This is a genomic window from Massilia sp. Bi118 (assembly GCF_918697865.1).
In the GTDB taxonomy this organism is placed as follows: domain Bacteria; phylum Pseudomonadota; class Gammaproteobacteria; order Burkholderiales; family Burkholderiaceae_D; genus Telluria.
On the sequence record NZ_CAKKMV010000007.1, the window covers coordinates 147,817 to 166,818 of the forward strand.

General features: G+C 65.6%; 12 protein-coding genes. 9 read left to right on the forward strand and 3 right to left on the reverse strand.

All coding sequences use genetic code 11. From position 1 onward, the window contains the following. Positions 1-12: 12 nt before the first annotated feature. Complete coding sequence (gene cphA, locus LQV39_RS12365; RefSeq protein ID WP_230025895.1) at positions 13-2,202, reverse strand: cyanophycin synthetase; 2,190 nt, start codon at positions 2,200-2,202, stop codon at positions 13-15. Positions 2,203-2,429: 227 nt separating this feature from the next. Between cphA and LQV39_RS12370 the strand changes: the two genes are divergently transcribed. Beyond that, a complete protein-coding gene (locus LQV39_RS12370; protein WP_230025897.1) occupies positions 2,430-4,712 on the forward strand; it encodes an ABC transporter ATP-binding protein in 2,283 nt (760 codons plus the stop codon). After that, complete coding sequence (locus LQV39_RS12375; protein WP_230025899.1) at positions 4,712-5,176, forward strand: DUF1854 domain-containing protein; 465 nt, start codon at positions 4,712-4,714, stop codon at positions 5,174-5,176. Before LQV39_RS12370 ends, LQV39_RS12375 begins: the two co-directional genes overlap by 1 nt. An 83-nt stretch (positions 5,177-5,259) precedes the next feature. Here the strand turns inward: LQV39_RS12375 and LQV39_RS12380 are convergent, their stop codons facing one another. Together LQV39_RS12380 and LQV39_RS12385 are read right to left on the reverse strand one after the other, a co-directional pair. Beyond that, positions 5,260-5,787 (reverse strand): hypothetical protein, encoded by a 528-nt coding sequence (locus LQV39_RS12380; protein WP_230025901.1) that lies wholly within the window; start codon positions 5,785-5,787, stop codon positions 5,260-5,262. A gap of 90 nt (positions 5,788-5,877) precedes the next feature. Continuing rightward, positions 5,878-7,503, reverse strand: a complete 1,626-nt coding sequence (locus LQV39_RS12385; protein ID WP_230025903.1) for an ATP-binding cassette domain-containing protein — start codon at positions 7,501-7,503, stop codon at positions 5,878-5,880. A 228-nt stretch (positions 7,504-7,731) separates the two neighbouring features. Here LQV39_RS12385 and LQV39_RS12390 point away from each other — a divergent pair, with 228 nt between their 5' ends. The 7 genes from LQV39_RS12390 to LQV39_RS12420 all read left to right on the forward strand — a co-directional run bounded on the left by LQV39_RS12390 (position 7,732) and on the right by LQV39_RS12420 (position 18,967). Further along, on the forward strand, positions 7,732-8,976 hold the full coding sequence (locus tag LQV39_RS12390) for a glycosyltransferase (RefSeq protein ID WP_230025905.1): 1,245 nt from the start codon (positions 7,732-7,734) through the stop codon (positions 8,974-8,976). An 86-nt stretch (positions 8,977-9,062) separates the two neighbouring features. Then, complete coding sequence (locus LQV39_RS12395) at positions 9,063-10,142, forward strand: SDR family oxidoreductase (RefSeq protein ID WP_230025907.1); 1,080 nt, start codon at positions 9,063-9,065, stop codon at positions 10,140-10,142. 82 nt (positions 10,143-10,224) lie between these two features. Further along, complete coding sequence (locus LQV39_RS12400; RefSeq protein WP_230025909.1) at positions 10,225-12,759, forward strand: excinuclease ABC subunit UvrA; 2,535 nt, start codon at positions 10,225-10,227, stop codon at positions 12,757-12,759. Positions 12,760-12,850: 91 nt separating this feature from the next. Next, positions 12,851-16,318, forward strand: coding sequence for a response regulator (locus tag LQV39_RS12405; RefSeq protein ID WP_230025911.1), 3,468 nt, complete (start codon positions 12,851-12,853; stop codon positions 16,316-16,318). Further along, positions 16,291-17,145, forward strand: coding sequence for a protein-glutamate O-methyltransferase CheR (locus tag LQV39_RS12410; RefSeq protein ID WP_230025913.1), 855 nt, complete (start codon positions 16,291-16,293; stop codon positions 17,143-17,145). The genes LQV39_RS12405 and LQV39_RS12410 overlap by 28 nt, the downstream gene beginning before the upstream one ends. Further along, positions 17,145-17,750, forward strand: a complete 606-nt coding sequence (locus tag LQV39_RS12415; RefSeq protein ID WP_230025915.1) for a chemotaxis protein CheB — start codon at positions 17,145-17,147, stop codon at positions 17,748-17,750. Before LQV39_RS12410 ends, LQV39_RS12415 begins: the two co-directional genes overlap by 1 nt. Further along, entirely contained in the window at positions 17,747-18,967 is a 1,221-nt protein-coding gene (locus tag LQV39_RS12420) for a hybrid sensor histidine kinase/response regulator (RefSeq protein WP_230025917.1), read from the forward strand. The genes LQV39_RS12415 and LQV39_RS12420 overlap by 4 nt, the downstream gene beginning before the upstream one ends. Positions 18,968-19,002 lie beyond the last annotated feature (35 nt).

A 19,002-nucleotide genomic window follows, 5' to 3' on the forward strand; every position in this document is an offset into this window, starting at 1 on the left:
ATCCTAATGTTTTTAAATGTCGGCCTTCTGGGCGGCCGCGTCGAAGGTGCGCAGGCCCGCGCAGACAAGGTCGGTCGGCACATCCAGCGCCCAGCTGGCGGCGGAGGCGGCAAGCACCGCTTCCGGCTCGCCCGCCGTGGCCGGCTTCAGCTTGGCCAGGCCCAGCAGCGGCGCTTCTTCGGCGCCCTGGGCCAGCACGATGTGCTGGTCGCGCAGGAAGGCCACACGGCCGCCGGCGGCGCGGTGCTGCCTGAGGACTTCGTTGTTCTCGTCCAGCGCGTAGAAGATGACAGCGCCATCGGACAGTTCGGCCAGCTTCACGACCTGCGGGTCGGCGGCGTTCAGCACCGCAGCGCCTTCGGACAGGACCACGTCGACCTGGCTGCGCACCACGTTGAACAGGGCGTCCTCGTCGCGCACGTACAGGTCCTCGACGTCGGCGACGGAGCCCATGCCGGTCACCACGCCCACCAGGCAGCGGTCGTAGGGCAGGCCCTCGGTCAGGATCGCGCGCGCATGCGATTCGAACACGGCGGCCTGCACGTTGCGGTTGATGAGCAGGCGCTGGGCAGCGTCGAAACGGGTGCAGTCGGCCGGCGTCACCTTGCGGCCATCCAGGTAGAGGCCGTGGCGGTTGGCCACGCCGGTGTACTTGCCCGACAGGCGCAGCACGGTGGACACCAGGCGCGACACCAGGGCGGCATCGCGCTGGCCGGTCACGCCGATCACCGGGATGCGGCCGGAGGCGTCGCCAGCCGATGGCGAATCGGCGAACAGGTGCTCGACGATCGCCTTGCCGACTTCGCGCGGCTTGCCGGTGGCCGGCTTGATGTGGGCCAGCAGGCCCGGGCTGGAATTGACTTCGATGATGGCGCCGCGCTGTTCTTCCAGCGGGCGCGAGATGTCTTCGCACACCAGGTCGATGCCGGCGATGTCGAGGCCGACCACGCGCGCGGCCAGCGCCGCCACGTAGGCCACGTCCGGATGCACCTCGTCGGTGACGTCGTCGGCGACGTTGCCGTTCGGCTGGATCAGCACCTTCTGGCCGGCTTGCGGGACCGAGGCCGGGGTCAGGCCCTGGCGCTGCAGGTCGAGCTTGATCTCGTCGTCGTCCGGGGTCACCAGGCCGAGCGGGTGTTCTTCGCTGAGGCCGCGGCGCGGGTCGGTGTTGATCTGGCTGTCGCACAATTCGGTGACGGTCGACTTGCCGTCGCCCGTCACGAACAGCGATTCGCCCTTGGCGGCGGCGACCACTTTCGAGCCCACCACCAGCAGGCGGTGCTCGTTGCCCGGCACGTAGCGCTCGACCAGCACGGCGCTGGAGTCGCCGGCTTCGGCGGCGATCGCATAGGCGGCCTTCACGTCCGCTTCGTTCATCAGGTTCAGGGTCACGCCGCGGCCATGGTTGCCGTCGACCGGCTTGATCACCACCGGCAGGCCGATGTCCTCGGCCTCATCCCAGGCGGCGTCCGCGCTGCGCACGACAGCGCCTTCCGGCACCGGCACGCCGCAGGAAGCGAGCAGGGTCTTGGTCAGGTCCTTGTCGCTGGCGATGCTTTCGCCGATGGCGCTGGTGCGGTCGGTTTCGGCGGTCCAGATGCGGCGCTGAGCTGCACCATGGCCGAGCTGTACCAGGTTGCCTTCGGTGAGGCGGATCGAGGGGATGCGGCGCTCGGTGGCGGCATCGACGATGTTGGCGGTGGACGGGCCGAGGCAGTAGCGGTCGACCAGTTCGGTCAGCTGCGCCACCGTGGCCTTTATGTCGAACGGGGTGTCGTTGATGGCGGCCATCAGGAGCGCGTGGCCGGCCTGCAGGGCCGCGCGGCCGACGACTTCGTCGCGTGTGCGGAAGGCCATCTTGTAGATGCCGTGGTCGCTGGTCGAGCGGGTCTTGCCGAAGCCGGTCTTCATGCCGGCCATGTTCTGCAGTTCGAGGACGACGTGTTCGAGGATGTGGCCGGCCCAGGTGCCGTCGCGCAGGCGTTCCAGGAAGCCGCCGCGCTCGCCGACGCCGCAGCGGTGTTCGATCAGTCCCGGCAGCCAGGCGGTCAGGCGCTCGTTGAAGCCGGGGAGGGTGTTCGAAGGACATTCTTCGAGTTCGCCGATGTCGAGCCAGGTCTCGATGACGGGGCGGTAAGTCCAGATGTTCGGTCCACGCAGGTGGGTTACACGAAGAATCTTAATGTCTTTCTTGTTTGTCATGAAAAATATCTTGCCCCGCAGTGACCGCTCTCTCACCACGCGGCGTTGCCTTATGTTTGTGCCGAATTGCTGCAGCGCACATGTTGTATACTTGCCGAAACGAAGCTTACCGTGCTGAACCGAATTCTGCCAGTCTCGCCCCCGCCGATAGAATACCGTACGCCTGTCAACCGGCGTGCCCTGCTCAGCGTTCCATGCTTTTGGCGCACACGAATTCCTGATAGCACATGACGACTCAACAACTAGTTCCTTCCGCACCGCTGGCAGCCGCCAGTTTCCTGCCCGAGCAATGGCAGGCGGACGTCCAGAAAAAGCTTGCGCCAGGGGAAAACGTTTTAAGCGCCCTCGAGGTTGACCTCGACGCGAAATTACATTTCACCAAAGGGATACTGGTTGTAACAAACATTCGCTTACTCACGCTCAGCCCCGGCGACAAGCACTGGCGCGACTGGCCTTACCGCGCCGGGCTGGCGATGCGCCACTACGACCACGCCGGCGTCGGCCACATCGAGCTGGTCGACGCCAGGGGCCTGCTGGCGGCCTGGCGTTTTACCCTCGGCCAGAACCTGCAGGCGATCCGCCTGGTCGACCAGTTCCACGACCAGGTCCAGAGCTACCTGACCGGCGTCGCCGTCCAGCCGCCCGAGCAGCACACCTGCCCGAGCTGCAAGGCGCCGCTCGAAGCCGACCAGGAAGACTGCCCGATCTGTACCAAGGTGCTGCACACCCCGCCGTCCACCTGGACCCTGTTCCGTTTGTGGCGCTTCGCCAAGCCGTATCAAGGGCAGCTGTTCCTCGGATTCTTGCTGATGTTGGCCAGTACCGGCGCACACATGATTCCCCCCTACCTGACCATGCCGCTGATGGACAACGTTCTGATCCCCTACCAGAACGGCCAGAAGATCGACACCGGGCTGGTCTACATGTACATGGGCGGCCTGCTGGCCTCGGCAGTCCTGGCCTGGGCGCTGGGATGGGGACGCACCTACGTGCTGGCCCTGGTGTCGGAACGGATGGGCGCGGACATGCGCTCGGAAACCTACGAGCACCTGTTGCGGCTGTCGTTAGAGTTTTTTGGCGGCAAGCGCACCGGCGACCTGATGAGCCGCATCGGCAGCGGCTCCGACCGCATCTGCGTGTTCCTGTCGCTGCACCTGCTGGACTTCCTGTCCGACGTGCTCATGATCATCATGACCGGCGCGATCCTGTTCAGCCTGAATCCCAAGCTGGCCCTGGTCACCCTGGCGCCGCTGCCTTTCATCGCCTGGATGATCCACGTCGTGCGCGACAAGCTGCGCACCGGCTTCGAAAAGATCGACCGCGTGTGGGGCGAGGTCACCAACGTGCTGGCCGACACCATCCCGGGCATCCGCGTGGTGAAAGCCTTTGCCCAGGAAAAGCGCGAAGCCGTCCGCTTCCGCGATGCGAACAAGCACAACCTGGCCGTCAACGATAAATTGAACAAGGTCTGGTCGCTGTTCTCGCCGACCGTCTCCTTCCTGACGGAGCTCGGCCTGCTGGTCATCTGGTGCTTCGGCATCTGGCAGGTAAGCAAGGGCGAGCTCACGGTCGGCACCCTGTCCGCCTTCATCGCCTACAGCGGCCGCTTCTACGTGCGCCTGGATTCGATGAGCCGTATCGTCTCGGTGACGCAAAAGTCGGCCTCGGCCGCCAAGCGCATCTTCGACATCCTCGACCACGTGTCGAGCGTGCCGGATCCGGTCAACCCGATCAAGCTGGACAAGGTCCAGGGCAACATCGAACTGCGCGAAGTCGGCTTCCGCTATGGCAACCGCGCGGTCAACCGCGGGGTTTCATTGAATATCAAGGCCGGCGAGATGGTCGGCCTGGTCGGCCATTCCGGCTCCGGCAAATCGACGCTGGTGAACCTGATCTGCCGCTTCTACGACGTGGCCGAGGGCGCCATTCTCCTGGATGGCAAGGATATCCGCTCGTTCGCGGTGGCCGACTACCGCCGCCACATCGGCCTGGTGCTGCAGGAACCCTTCCTGTTCTTCGGCACGATTGCCGAGAACATCGCCTATGGCAAGCCGGACGCCACCCGCGAAGACATCATTGCCGCTGCCCGCGCCGCCCACGCCCACGAATTCATCCTGCGCCTGCCGCAGGGCTACGACTCGATGGTCGGCGAGCGCGGCCAGGGCCTGTCCGGCGGCGAGCGCCAGCGCATCTCGATTGCGCGCGCCCTGCTGATCGACCCGCCTATCCTGATCCTCGATGAGGCGACCTCCTCGGTGGACTCGGAAACCGAGAAGGAAATCCAGAAGGCGCTCGACAACCTGGTGCAGGGCCGCACCACGATCGCCATCGCGCACCGCCTGTCGACGCTGCACCGCGCCGACCGCCTGGTCGTGCTGGACCGCGGCGTGGTGGTGGAAGAGGGCAACCACGACCAACTGATGGCCGCCGAAGGCGCCTACTACCGCCTGTACGAAGCGCAGGCGCGCAACGTCGACGAAGGTCCGGACGACGAAGGCAAGGAAGACTGATGACGACTTTTACTTTACGCCGCGATTCGTTCGGCAAGCTGGTGCTGACCAATGCCGAGGGCGAAGAATTCGTCGGCGTCGCGCCGGTGCGCTCCTTCCCGGTCCAGGCGCCGAGCCGCGGCATCTCGCTGGTGCGCGAAGGCGGCAAGGAAGTGGCCTGGATCGAGGACCTCGCGGACGTGCCGCCCGAAGTGCGTGCGCTGGTGACCGATGAGCTGGATGGGCGCGAGTTCATGCCCGAGATCCAGTCGATCAAGGGCGTGTCGAGTTTTGCCACGCCTTCGACCTGGCGGGTGAAGACGGACCGGGGCGACACCGAGTTCGTGCTGAAGGGGGAGGAGGATATTCGCCGCTTGGGCGCTTACTCCTTGCTGATCGCCGACAGCCATGGGATTCACTTCCTTATTCGCGACATGTTTGCGATCGATAAGGGTAGCCGGAAGATTCTGGATCGGTTCCTGTAAGCCTTTAACTCGCGCCACGTGCATTCGTTGATACCGTGACAGCGAGTCGTCCTCTCTTGCAATGGTGAGCGGACAGGTCAGGGCTAATTTTTGGTCAGTGCGAGCAATTGCTCTTCAATGCCACGCTTGATACCGACGAGTCCTTGATTCAATAGCTTCAAATAGCCTTCCCAAAGTTGAAATAGCGCTGGGAAATCGATTCCGGTGAGCGGTGTGCCCATAGCGATCTGGCTGTCGATTTCTTCGAATGCTTCTTTCAATGGTTTATGACCGTTTTCGACCTGCTGCAGGCATGCCGAAAGGGAAGGCGCATAGCTTCTTATAACCATCTTCAGCTCACTGACTTCGCTGCCCAGATGCTGTCGATATTCGTTATATTTATCTGGGTGCGCCGGCAAGTGCCGTTTCGCATTGATGATTTCTCTTTTATACCCTTCTGCGATCTTTTGGGATAGCTGATAGGCGCGTTCCAGTTTCTCGACTTTCAGCCGTGCCTTTTGGGTGCGCTCAGTTGACCAAAACTGCAGTCGTGCGGCGAGGGTGGCAGCAAGCGCGCCGAGCATGATGTTGAGCGAAGGTGTCAGCGGTGTGATCAGTTCATCTATCGGCATTTGCGAAGTCCTGGTATCAAAAGGTGAGCGATGCGCCTCTATAAGTCTATGAGGACATTTTCCATTGTGCAATAGTACATATACTTTGTGCTAATCGCAGTAAGCCATGCCCAGCTTGCTAACCCATCCGTATTGATTCCAGCTTAATTGATGGGTAAGCATTTGCTGGGCGAGGAAGCGCTCGTCGTGAGACACCACCACGAGCGCACCCTGCCACGATTGCAGCATCGCCTCCAGCGCCTCGATCCCATGCAAGTCCAGGTGATTGGTCGGCTCATCCAGCAGCAGCAAACGCGGCGCCGGTTCGCGCAGCACGGCGCACAGCAGCGCCCCGCGCATTCTTTCACCGCCGCTCAAACTTCCCGATGGACGCTGCACCCGGTCAGGCTTCAAACCGGCCAGCGCCAGGTATTGGCGCAGCCGGCCTTCGTCATATTGAGTCGCAGTTGCGCGCAGTTGATCGAGCAGGCTGTTTGAAGGATCCAGCATCGCCAAATGCTGATCCAGCAGCACCGCAGGCAGCGTACGGCAGCGGCCGGACAGCGGCGTGATCTCGCCGGCGATCACCCGCAGCAGGGTCGACTTGCCGCAGCCATTCGGCCCGCGGATCGCGATCCTCGCCGCACCGTTCGCACCCCAGTCCAGCGGGTGGCGCGGGCCCCACGGCGCTACCAGTTCTTCCAGCACCACGGCCGACTGGCCGTCGGGAATATTCAAGTCCAGCAGCGGAAAGCTGGGCCGCTCCAGCGCGCCGTCGAGCGCATCGAAGGCGTCGAGCACGTCCTGCTTCAGGTCCTGCCGCCGCTGCGCATGGCGCTCGGCGCGCGCGCCGTCGGTCTGCTGGGCGCGCTGGGGCAGGGCGTTGAGGACGATCTTCGGCTGGCCGCCGGCCGCTTTCGCGCGCGCGCCGCGGGCGCTCTTGCGTGCAGCGCGTTCGGCTTCGGTTCGCATCGTCGCTTCTGCGTTGCGGCGCTCGACGCGCGCACGTTCGAGCCGCGCTTCCATCGAGGCCAGTTCGGCGCCGCGCTGCTCCGAGACCAGCGACCACCCGCCGCCATAACGCCGCAGGCCGCGCGCGTGGACTTCCAGCGTGCGGTCGGCGTGCTCCAGCAGTTCGCGGTCATGGCTGATCACCAGTAGCCCGCGGCCGCCTGCGCGCCAGGCCTGCATCTGCTCGATCAGGAAGCGCCGCCGCTCGCGGTCGAGGTGGTTGCCGGGTTCGTCCAGGATAAGAAAGCCGGCCTCGCTGCAGAAAGCGCCGATCAGGGAGAGCAGGGTGCGCTGGCCGCCGGACAGCGACGCCGGCGTCATGGATTCAGCCAGCCCGGCCTGGTCCAGCATCGCCTGCCAGCGTGCTTCGAGGTCCCAGCGTTCGCCGATGATCGCGAAGTCATCATCGCGCGCGTCGCCGGCCGCCAAACGCCGCAGGGCGCCCAGTAGCGCATCGAGGCCGGCCAGTTGCGCCAGGCTGGTGGCGTGAAGAAGACCCGTCTGCTGTTCGACGTAATGAACCGGGACGGCGTGCTCGACACGGCCTTGTGCCGGTTGGGACAAGCCGGCAAGCACGCGGCCGAGCGAGGACTTGCCGCTGCCATTCGGGCCGATCAGGGCGACGAGTTCGGCGCCGAACGTTTCATGAAGGTCGTGGAACAGAATGCGCCCGTCGGGAAGGGCGAGGGTCAGCCCGTGCAGGGCCAGGAGATAGGGATGCGCCATGTGTGATCCTTGTAATGCCAGTCGAAACCGCGCCGGCCTTCCAATCGAAAGCGGCGATGAGGGTTCTGTGCTGTCGCGGTGATTGCGAGAGCGGGCATTACAGGCGCATGGGTGAAGTCCTCCAATTGAAGTTGGCGGTATTCTAGCAAACTTGGGTCCCCGCCTGCGCGGGGACGACGCTGATATTTTATCGGAGGCGGTATCGACACACCCGCACGTACACACTTCGTGGTCGTCACCATCGGCTCGGCCGGCGACCTGTTTCCCTTCATGGCGATGGCGCTTGCATTGCAGGATGTCGGCCACAAGGTCAGCTTCCTCGCGCCCGAGCAGCACGCACCCTACGTCAAGGACAGCGGCCTGAGCTTCGTCGGCCTGCCAGTCGACGCGGCCGTGCTGGCCGACCCCGACCTCTGGCATGCGACGCGCGGCTTTGGCGTGGTGTGGCGCGCGACGCGGCCGGCAATGGCGCAGATCGTGCCTTTCGTCGATGCCTTGCCGCCCGACGAGGCGGTCGTGCTGCTGGTCCATCCGCTGGCCTTGCCGGAGGCCGACCTGTGCCGGGCCAGGCGTCCCGGTTTGAAAGTGGCGGCAGCTTACCTGGCGCCGCAAAACCTGCCGACCATCCACGATCCGCTGATGTTCGGTCCCTGGCCGGTGCCGCGCTGGGTGCCGCTGGGCCTGCGCAGCTGGTTGTTGCGGCGGCTGGCCGCCGGCGTCATCGATCCGGTGGCGCTGAAGGATGTGAACGCGGCGCGGCAGGCACGGGGCATGAACAAGGTCGACAGCATGCTCACGCACCTGTTCGCCGTGCCGGACCTGTCGGTAACGCTGTTCCCCGACTGGTTCGCGCCGACCCAGCCGGACTGGCCCAGGCCCATGTACCGCGCCGACTTTCCCCTGTTCGATCCGAACCCCGACGCTGTCCTGTCGCCCGAGCTCGAACGCTTCCTGGACGCAGAGCCGGGCGCCAGGCCGGTCGTCTTCACCCACGGTACGGGCAACACCCAGTCGCGCGCCTATTTCGAACATGCGCGCGCGGCTGTCGAACTGATCGGCCTGCGCGCCGTCTTCCTGACCCCGCATCGCGAGCAGTTGCCGAGAGACCTGCCCTCGTCCATCCTGTGGCAGGACTACGTGCCGCTGCGGCGCCTGCTGCCGCGCGCGATGGTGCTGGTCCACCACGGGGGCATCGGCACCACGGCCGAAGCCCTGCGCGCCGGCACGCCCCAGCTGGTGGTGCCGCTGGCGCACGACCAGTTCGACAACGCGGCGCGTGTCGCCGCCCTGGGCGTGGCCTTCCGTGCGAGGGCGTCGCGGCTCAACGGCGTACGCCTGGCGCGGGGATTGCAACAGCTGCTCGGCGATCGGGAGCTGGTTGCGCGCTGCCGCCGAATCAGCCGGCGCTTCGCACTCGGGCAGGGCCTGCAGGGCTTGCGCCTGCGTCTGGAAATGCTGGCGGCCGGCGGCTAACCGATGAGCCGGGGCAACGGCGCGCCGGCCCTGATCGAAAGCGCGCAAGAATGGCGGTTCCCCGTCATTTCCCCTGGAGCGAACTCATGCAACGAAGCGCACTGGTCGTCGGCGCGAGCGGCATCGGCGGCCGCTATGCCGCCCGCGAACTGCTGGCCAATGGCTGGACAGTGTACGGCCTGGCGCGCCGCCCGCCGCGCGACCTGCCGGGCCTGATCCCGGTGACGGCCGACCTGCTCGAGGTGGTCGGGCTGGAGGCGGCGCTGGCCGAAGCGATGGGCAACGATGCACCGACCCACGTCTTCATCACGACCTGGATGCGCCAGGACAGCGAGGCCGAGAACATCCGCGTCAACGCGCTGCTGGTGCGTAATCTGCTCGATGCGCTGTCGTCCAGGAAATCGCTGCGCCACGTGGCGCTGGTCACGGGCCTGAAGCACTACCTCGGCCCCTTCGAAGCCTACGCCAGTTCCGGCACCTTGCCGGACACGCCGCTGCGCGAATCCCAGCCGCGCCTGCCGCTCGATAATTTCTACTATGCGCAGGAAGACGAGGTCTATGCCGCCGCCGCGCGCGACCGCTTCACCTGGACCATCCACCGTCCGCACAGCATCGTCGGGATGGCGGTCGGCAACGCCATGAACCTGGGCACGACCCTGGCCGTCTATGCCTCGATTTGCAAGGAGACCGGGCGCCCCTTCCAGTTCCCGGGTTCGGAAGCGCAGTGGAACGGCCTGAGCGACGTGACCGATGCGCGTATGCTGGCCAGGCAATTGCGCTGGGCCGCCGACTGCGATGCTGCGCGCAACGAAGCCTTCAACATCACCAACGGCGACTATTTCCGCTGGAGCTGGCTGTGGCGCCGGCTGGCGGCCTGGTTCGGCGTGCAGGCCGAAGGTTTCAACGGCACGGTGCAGCCGCTGGAAGCCGCGATGGCCGAGGATGCCGGACTGTGGAGCGAGATCGCGCGCCGCCACCATTTGCAGGAGGCGGATCTGAGCCGGCTGGCTTCGCCCTGGCACACCGACCTCGACCTCGGCCGCCCGATCGAGGTGATGACGGACATGGCCAATAGCCGACGGCTGGGTTTTGCCGCCTGGCAGGCTACCGAGGATTCTTTCTTCGATCTGTTCGCGGCGCTGCGGGCGCAGCGGCTGATTCCCTGAGCCGTCGTTCCCGCGTAGGCGGGAACGACGGACTGTGCGTCACCGCACCGCCAGCAATGGCAGAGTGCGTTTCAATCAAGTCATGAAGGCATCCGACACATCAAAGACCCACGCCGACCACGGCCGCGTACGCGTACGCGGCGCGCGCGAGCACAACCTGAAGAACGTCAGCGTCGAGCTGCCGCGCGACGCATTGGTCGTGTTCACCGGCGTCTCCGGTTCCGGGAAGTCTTCGCTGGCCTTCGGCACCCTGTACGCGGAGGCGCAGCGGCGCTACCTGGAATCGGTGTCGCCTTACGCGCGCCGCCTGTTCCACCAGATGCCGGTGCCGGAAGTCGACGAGATCGACGGCCTGCCGCCGGCGGTGGCCCTGCAGCAGCAGCGCGGCACGCCCACCGCGCGCTCTTCGGTCGGCAGCGTCAGCACCTTGTCGAACTCCCTGCGCATGCTCTACTCGCGCGCCGGCGACTATCCGCCCGGCCAGCCGCTCCTGTATGCCGAGTCCTTTTCGCCGAATACCGCGGAAGGCGCCTGCCCGCAGTGCTCGGGCCTGGGGCGCGTCTACGAGGCCACCGAGGCGTCGATGGTGCCGGACGATACGCTCACCATCCGCGAACGCGCCGTCGCCGCCTGGCCGCCGGCCTGGCATGGCCAGAACCTGCGCGACATCCTCGTCACCATGGGCTACGACGTCGACACGCCCTGGCGCGACTTGCCGAAGAAGGACCGCGACTGGATCCTGTTCACCGACGAGACCCCGACCGTGCCGGTCTACGCCGGCCTGACGCCGGAGGAGACGAAGCGCGCCCTGAAGCGCAAGGAAACGCCCAGCTACCAGGGCACCTTCAGCAGCGCGCGCCGCTACGTGCTGCAGACCTTCGCCAACACCGAGAGTGCGTCGATGAAGAAGCGCGTGGCGCGCTACATGGTCTCTACCTCCTGCCCGCTGTGCCGAGGCAAGCGCCTGCGCCAGGAAGCCCTGTCCGTCACCTTCGCGGGCCTGGACATCACCGAGCTGTCGCGCCTCCCGCTGGAGCGGCTCGCCAGGCTGATGAAGCCGTTCGCAAAAGGCGAGGTCGGTAAAGATACGGCCGCCGCCAAACACCCGGAGCAGCTGATCGTCACGAAGCGTATCGCCGCCGACCTGTGTGCGCGCCTCGGCGTCTTGCTCGACATGGGCCTGGGCTACCTGGCGCTAGAACGCAGCACGCCGACCCTGTCGCCGGGCGAATTGCAGCGCCTGCGATTGGCGACCCAGGTGCGTTCCAGCCTGTTCGGCGTGGTCTACGTGCTGGACGAGCCCTCGGCCGGCCTGCATCCGGCCGATACCGAGGCGCTGCTGGCGGCGCTCGACCAGCTGAAGAACGCCGGCAACTCCCTGTTCGTGGTCGAGCATGCGCTGGACGTGATCCGCTGCGCCGACTGGATCGTCGACGTCGGCCCGCAGGCGGGCGAGGGCGGCGGCGAGATCCTCTACAGCGGCCCGCCCGAGGGCTTGAAGCAGGTCGAGCGCTCGCACACGAAGCGCTACCTGTTCGACGAGATAAAAGCCGAGGCGCGCACGCTGCGCGAACCCAGCAGCTGGCTGAAACTCGAAGGCGTCACCCGCAACAACCTGCACGATTTGAAGGTCGCGTTCCCGCTGGGCGTGATGAGCTGCGTGACCGGCGTCTCCGGCTCCGGCAAGTCCTCGCTGGTGAGCCAGGTGCTGGTCGACCTCGTCACAGAAGCGCTGGGGCAGGGCGCACCGCAGGAGGAAGCGGAAGAAGAGCCGGGCCTGGAACAGGAGCCTTTGATCGAGACCGAAGGCCGGATCGTCGCGGGCATGGAAGGGATCAAGCGCCTGGTGCGGGTCGACCAGAAGCCGATCGGGCGCACGCCGCGCTCCAACCTTGCCACCTACACCGGCCTGTTCGACCAGGTGCGCAAGCTGTTCGCGGCGACCCCAAGCGCAAAGAAGAAGCGCTACGACGCCGGTCGTTTCTCCTTCAATGTGGCGAAAGGCCGCTGCGAGCATTGCGCCGGCGAGGGCTTCGTGATGGTCGAGCTGCTGTTCCTGCCCAGCGTCTACGCGCCTTGCCCGACCTGCGAGGGCGCGCGCTACAACGCCGACACGCTGAAGATCACGTATAAAGAGAAGAACATCGCCGACGTGCTGGGCATGACTGTCGACGAAGCCCATGCCTTCTTCGAAGACCAGGAGCCGGTGGCGCGTCCGCTGCAGGTGTTGCGCGAGGTCGGCCTGGGCTATCTGCGCCTGGGGCAGAGCGCGACCGAGCTGTCGGGCGGGGAAGCCCAGCGGATCAAGCTGGCGACGGAACTGCAGCGCGCCACCCGTGGCGGCGCCTTGTATGTACTGGACGAGCCGACCACCGGCCTGCACCCGCTCGACACCGACCGCCTGGTGGCCCAGCTGAACCGCCTGGTCGACGCCGGCAACACCGTCATCATGGTCGAGCACACGATGCGGGTGGCGGCGGCCTGCGACTGGGTCATCGACGTCGGCCCGGGCGCGGGCGAGGCCGGCGGCACGATCGTCGCCTCGGGACCGCCGCAGACGGTGGCAAGCAGCCGGACCAGCCGAACTGCATCGTATCTCGCCCGGTATTTACGCTAAAACGCGGCAAATTCGCGCCCAATAGAACGCGCGCGATTTTGCGATTGCGTTACACTTAGGATATTTTTTCCCTAAGAGTTAGCGAATAAGCATGACCGGATCGAGTATCGACAGCGGCCAGTTCCGCCGTATCCTGTCCCGTAACGTCGCCATGCCGCTGGGCATGGGCATACTGAGCGCGCTGGTCTTCGTGGGCATCATTGCCTACCTGATCAATGTGCTCAGCTGGGTGGAGCATTCCGAGAAGGTGATCGGACAGGCCAATGAAGTCAGCCGCATGTCGGCGGACATGGAAGCCGGCATGCGCGGCTACCTCCTGTCTGGCGACAGGGAATTTCTTTCGCCCTATAGCGATGCCAAGCCGAAGGTCGACGCGGCGCTGAACGACCTGGCCAGGATGGTCGACGATAATTATTCCCAGCTGGACCGTGTGCGCCGGATTCGTACCGCCCAGCGCGAATGGCAGCTGTACGCCGAGGAAGTCATCGCCCAGCGCGCAAAGAATGCCGACGTGCTCGAACTGGTCAAGTCCGGGCGTGGCAAGGTGCTGACCGACGAGGTGCGGCGCCAGTTCAGGCTCTTCATCGAATCCGAAGAACGTATCCTGCAGGAGCGCAACAGCTCTTCGCGTACCGTGATCGGCTGGTCGGTCGGCGCCTTCCTGCTGTTCAGCCTGACCGTCGCCGGCCTGCTGGCCCTGTTCGGCCGCCGCGAACTGGTGAAGCTGTCGGGTTCCTACGGCGAGATCCTGGCTCACGAGGCCGAGCACAATGCGCTGCTGCGCCACCAGGACTGGCTGCGCAGCGGCCAGGCCGAGCTGGCCGGCAAGAGTGCCAACCTGCACGAACTGGAGCCGCTGGCCCACGCCGTGCTGGATTTCGTCACGCCCTACCTGGGCGGCGTCGTGGCCGCGATGTACGCGCGCAGCGACGACGGCGTCCTGACCCGCATCGGCGCCTACGGCTTTGCCAATCAGGACGGCCACGCGAAGGTGATCCAGCCGAAAAATTCGCTGGCCGCGCAGGCCGCCGACCAGAACCGCATCCTGACCCTGCGTGAACTGCCGTCCGACTACATCAAGGTCGGCTCGGGCCTGGGCGAGACCGCGCCGCGCGAACTGCTGATTGCGCCGATCTCGAACCACGGCAAGATCAAGGGTGTGATCGAGATCGGCTTCCTGCACGGCGTGCGGGAGCGCGATACCGAATTCATGGAGCTGATCGGCCCGGCCGTGGGCGCCTCGGTGGCCTCGGTGGTCTACCGCCAGCGCCTGCAGGTGGCGCTGGAAGAGCAGCAGGCCATGAACGAGGAACTGCAGGTCCAGCAGGAAGAGCTGCGCACCGCCAACGAAGAGCTGGAAGAACAGTCGCGCGCGCTCGAGGAATCGCAGACGGCGCTGGAGAACCAGCAGGCGGAACTCGAGCAGACCAACGAGCAGCTGGCCGAGCAGGCCGCCAACCTCGACCTCAAGAACACGGCGCTGACCACCGCCCAGGACCAGTTGCGCGAGCGCGCGCTGGAACTGGAGCGCGCCAGCCGCTACAAGTCGGAATTCCTGGCGAACATGTCGCACGAGCTGAGGACGCCGCTCAACAGCTCGCTCATCCTGGCCAAGCTGCTGTCCGATAACACCACCGGCAACCTGAACGAGGAGCAGGTGCGCTTTGCCCAGACCATCTACGGCGCCGGCAACGACCTGCTGAACCTGATCAACGACATCCTCGACATCTCCAAGGTCGAGGCCGGCAAGCTGGAGCTGGTGCCGGAAGAGCTGCCGCTGCGCCGCGTGGTCGAGGGCCTGGCGCGCACCTTCGAGCCGCTGGCGCGCCAGAAGGAACTGGAATTCTCGGTGACGGTCGAGCCGAACGTGCCGATGGCCATCCACACCGACCGCCAGCGCCTCGAGCAGATCCTGAAAAACCTGCTGTCGAACGCAGTGAAATTCACCGACGCCGGCCGCGTCCGCCTGACCGTCAGCGCAAACGCCGACGGCTGGGTGCAATTCATGGTGCAGGATTCCGGCATCGGCATCGCGCCCGACCAGCAGGACAAGATCTTCGACGCCTTCCACCAGGCCGACGGCTCGACCGCGCGCAAGTACGGCGGCACCGGCCTGGGCCTGTCGATCTCGCGCGATCTGACCAGCCTGCTGGGCGGCACCCTGACCCTGGCCAGCACCCCGGGCGAGGGCAGTACGTTCACCCTCAGCCTGCCGCGCAACGGCGCCGTCGCCGCGACCCCGCCGGCGCCGCAGCTGGTGCATGCGGCGCCGCCGATGCGCACGCCTGCGCCGGCGCCGGCCGCGCCTGAAACCCAGGAAGCAGCACCGGCCGGGCCGCGCTTCGACGACGATCGCCTCGAGGCAGCGTCGGGCCGGCGCACCGCGCTGGTGATCGAGGATGAGCCGGAATTCGCCCGCATCCTCTACGGCCTGGCGCACGACATGGACTTCCGCTGCCTGGTCGGGCTGACGGCGGCGGAGGGCCTGGAACTGGCGGCCGCCGAGAACCCGGATGCGATCCTGCTCGACATGCGCCTGCCGGACCGTTCCGGCCTGTCGGTGCTGCAGCAGCTGAAGGAAAACCCGTCCACCCGCCACATCCCGGTCCACGTGGTGTCGAGCCAGGAGAACGGCGGCGAAGCCCTGCACCTGGGCGCGATCGGCTATGCGCTGAAGCCGACCACCCGTGAACAGCTGGAAGAGGTGTTCGTCAAGCTCAAGGAAAAATCGGCGCAGAAAGTGAAACGCGTGCTGCTGGTCGAGGACGACGAGCGCCAGCGCGACAGTGTGGTCAAGCTGATCTCGGACAATGACGTCGAGATCGCCGCCGTCGGTTCGGGCGAGGAAGCGCTGAACCTGTTGCGCACGCAGATTTTCGACTGCATGATCATCGACTTGAAGCTGCCCGATATGCAGGGTAATGAATTGCTCAAGGCTATGTCCATGGAAGAACTCTGCTCCTTCCCGCCCGTCATTGTCTACACGGGACGGAACCTGACGCGCGAGGAAGAAGCGGAACTGCTGAAATATTCGCGCTCGATTATCATCAAGGGGGCGCGTTCGCCGGAACGCCTGCTGGACGAGGTCACGCTGTTCCTGCACAAGGTGGAGTCGACGCTCTCGTCCGAGCGCCAGACCATGCTCAAGAGCGTGCGTGGACGCGACCGGGTGTTCGAAGGCAGGACCATCCTGCTGGTGGACGACGACGTGCGCAACGTGTTTGCACTGACCAGCGCGCTCGAACAGCGGGGCGCCAATGTGGTGGTGGGCCGCAACGGCTTCGAAGCCCTTGCCAAGCTCGACGAAGTGGACAATATCGACCTGGTGCTGATGGACGTCATGATGCCCGGCATGGACGGACTGGAAGCGACGCGCAGGATCCGCCAGGATGCGCGTTTCGCGCGCCTGCCCATCATCGCGATCACGGCCAAGGCCATGAAGGATGACCAGGAACAGTGCCTGGCCGCCGGCGCCAACGATTACCTGGCCAAGCCGATCGACCTGACCCGTCTGTACTCGCTGCTGCGGGTATGGATGCCGACCATGGAGCGGATTTGAGCAAGCCCCCGAGCGATATCGACATCGAGCTGCGGATGCTGGTCGAAGCTGTCTACCTCAAGTACAACTACGACTTCCGCGACTACACCGGCGCTTCGCAAAAGCGCCGCGTGCAGGCCGCCATGCGCGTGATGGAATGCGATACCGTGTCCGCGCTGCAGGCCAGGGTGATGCACGAGCCGGCCGCCTTTGCCCAGCTGCTGCAATTCCTGACCATCCCGGTGACGGAAATGTTCCGCGATCCGGACTATTATCTGGCGCTTCGCCGGCACGTGATTCCGCACCTAGAGACCTACCCGTCGCTGAAGATCTGGGTGGCCGGCTGCAGCACTGGGGAGGAAGTGTATTCGCTGGCGATCCTGCTGAAGGAAGAGGGCCTGCTCGAGCGCAGCCTGATCTACGCGACCGACATCAATCCGGAATCGCTGGAAGCGGCGCGGCGCGGCGTGATGCCGCTCGAGCGCATGCGCCTGTACACCGAGAACTACCAGAAGTCCGGCGGCACGCAGGCCTTCTCGGACTATTACACGGCGGCCTACGGCGGCGCCCTGTTCGAGCGCGAGCTGGTGGAGAACGTGACCTTCGCCGACCACAGCCTGGCCACCGACAGCGTGTTCGCCGAGACCCATTTCATCAGCTGCCGCAATGTGATGATCTACTTTAACCGGCGCCTGCAGAACCGGGTGCTGGGCCTGTTCCACGAATCGCTGGTGCACCGCGGCTTCCTGGGCCTGGGCAGCAAGGAAAGCATCGACTTCTCCAGCTACGCCCAGCGCTTCGAGCCGCTGGCCAAGCGCGAGCGGGTGTTCCGCAAGGTAGGACCGTAATGAGCACGGATATCCAGGCCGCGCTCGCCGGCCGCCGCGTCGAGGCGGTGGTGATCGGCGCCTCCGCCGGCGGGGTCGAGGCCCTGGGCACGCTGCTGCCTTCGCTGCCGGCCGGCTATGGCTTGCCGGTGGTCTGCATCCTGCACCTGCCGGGCGACCGCGAAAGCCGGCTTGCCGAGCTGTTCGGCGAGCGCCTGCCGCTGCCGGTCAAGGAAGCCGAGGACAAGGAAGTCATCGAGCCGGGCACCGTCTACTTTGCCGGCGCCGGCTACCATCTGTCGGTGGAGAAGGACTTCACGTTTTCGCTGAGCTGCGAACCGCCGGTGCACTTCGCGCGCCCGTCCATCGATGTACTGATGGCATCCAGCGCCGACGCCTATGGCGCCGGCCTGGTCGGCATCCTGCTGACCGGCGCCAATCACGACGGCGCCGAAGGCATGGCGCGCATCCACGCGAGCGGCGGCCTGACCGTCGTGCAAGACCCCGCTGACGCCCAGGTGGCCACCATGCCGAAGAGCGCCATCGACCGATTTTCCCCGCACCTGATCCTGCCTTTGGCCCGCATCGGGGCGCTGCTGCCCATGCTGGAGACCACGTTATCATGAGCGCACAAGACCCAAGCAAACTGCTGATCGTCGACGACCTGCCGGAAAACCTGCGCGCGCTGGACGCCCTCATCCGCGACGAGAAGCGCCAGGTGTTCCAGGCGAGCTCCGGCGAGGAAGCGCTGACCCTGATGCTCGAGCACGAGTTCGCGCTGGCCATCCTCGACGTGCAGATGCCCGGCATGGACGGCTTCGAGCTGGCCGAGCTGATGCGCGGCACCGAGCGCACCCGCAATATCCCGATCGTCTTCGTATCGGCCGCCGGGCGCGAGCTGAACTATGCCTTCAAGGGCTACGAGCAGGGCGCCGTCGATTTCCTGTACAAGCCGCTCGACCCGGACGCCGTGCGCAGCAAGGTCAACGTCTTCGTCACGCTGGACCAGCAGCGCCGCGAGATGCGGCGCCAGATGGAGGCGTTGGAATGCAGCCGGCGCGAGCAGGAAACCCTGCTGCGCGAGCTGAACAAGACCCAGGAAGAGCTGCAGCGCTCGCTGCGCATGCGCGACGACTTCATGTCGCTGGTGGCGCACGAACTGCGGACTCCGTTAAATACCTTATTCCTGGAAACCCAGATGCGCAGCCTGCAGATCAAGCGCGGCAACCTGCCGGCCTTCAACCCCGAGCAGATGTCGGGCATGATCAAGCGCGACGAGCGCCAGATCAAGGCCATGATCCGCCTGATCGACGACATGCTGGACGTCTCGCGCATGAAGAGCGGCACGCTGTCGATCCGTCCGGCCAAAGTCGAACTGATGGGGCTGCTGGAGCGGGTCGTCAACGACCTCTCGCTGCAGGCGGCCGCGGCCAGCTCCAGCCTGCAGCTGGCAACCCACGCGCCGGTGGAAGGCATCTGGGACGAGTTCCGCATCGAGCAGGTGATCGTCAACCTGCTGACCAATGCGCTGCGCTACGGCGGCGGCGGCACGGTCGAGCTCAGCGTGCACCAGATCGGCTGCAATGTCCGCATCGACGTGCGCGACCACGGCAAGGGCATCGCGCCCGACTACATCGACCGCATCTTCGAACCCTATGAGCGCGGGGCCAAGAGCGGCGAGCCGAAGGGGCTGGGCCTGGGCCTGTACATTTCGCGCCAGCTGGCCACGTCTCACGGCGGGGAGCTGACGGTGCAGAGTGTGCCGGGGCAGGGGGCGACTTTCAGTTTGCTGCTGCCTTGTAGCGAGGCCGAGGTGCCGGCAGCTGCTGCCGTTTCTGCTTGAACTCCGTGACGTGGCCTCCCGAGCCCACGTATCTC

Excerpts from the sequence above, each read along its gene's own strand:
- cphA (WP_230025895.1), bottom strand. The coding sequence starts at position 2,202 with ATGACAAACAAGAAAGACATTAAGATTCTTCGTGTAACCCACCTGCGT.
- LQV39_RS12370 (WP_230025897.1), top strand. The coding sequence starts at position 2,430 with ATGACGACTCAACAACTAGTTCCTTCCGCACCGCTGGCAGCCGCCAGT.
- LQV39_RS12375 (WP_230025899.1), top strand. The coding sequence starts at position 4,712 with ATGACGACTTTTACTTTACGCCGCGATTCGTTCGGCAAGCTGGTGCTG.
- LQV39_RS12380 (WP_230025901.1), bottom strand. The coding sequence starts at position 5,787 with ATGCCGATAGATGAACTGATCACACCGCTGACACCTTCGCTCAACATC.
- LQV39_RS12385 (WP_230025903.1), bottom strand. The coding sequence starts at position 7,503 with ATGGCGCATCCCTATCTCCTGGCCCTGCACGGGCTGACCCTCGCCCTT.
- LQV39_RS12395 (WP_230025907.1), top strand. The coding sequence starts at position 9,063 with ATGCAACGAAGCGCACTGGTCGTCGGCGCGAGCGGCATCGGCGGCCGC.
- LQV39_RS12400 (WP_230025909.1), top strand. The coding sequence starts at position 10,225 with ATGAAGGCATCCGACACATCAAAGACCCACGCCGACCACGGCCGCGTA.
- LQV39_RS12405 (WP_230025911.1), top strand. The coding sequence starts at position 12,851 with ATGACCGGATCGAGTATCGACAGCGGCCAGTTCCGCCGTATCCTGTCC.
- LQV39_RS12410 (WP_230025913.1), top strand. The coding sequence starts at position 16,291 with ATGGATGCCGACCATGGAGCGGATTTGAGCAAGCCCCCGAGCGATATC.
- LQV39_RS12415 (WP_230025915.1), top strand. The coding sequence starts at position 17,145 with ATGAGCACGGATATCCAGGCCGCGCTCGCCGGCCGCCGCGTCGAGGCG.
- LQV39_RS12420 (WP_230025917.1), top strand. The coding sequence starts at position 17,747 with ATGAGCGCACAAGACCCAAGCAAACTGCTGATCGTCGACGACCTGCCG.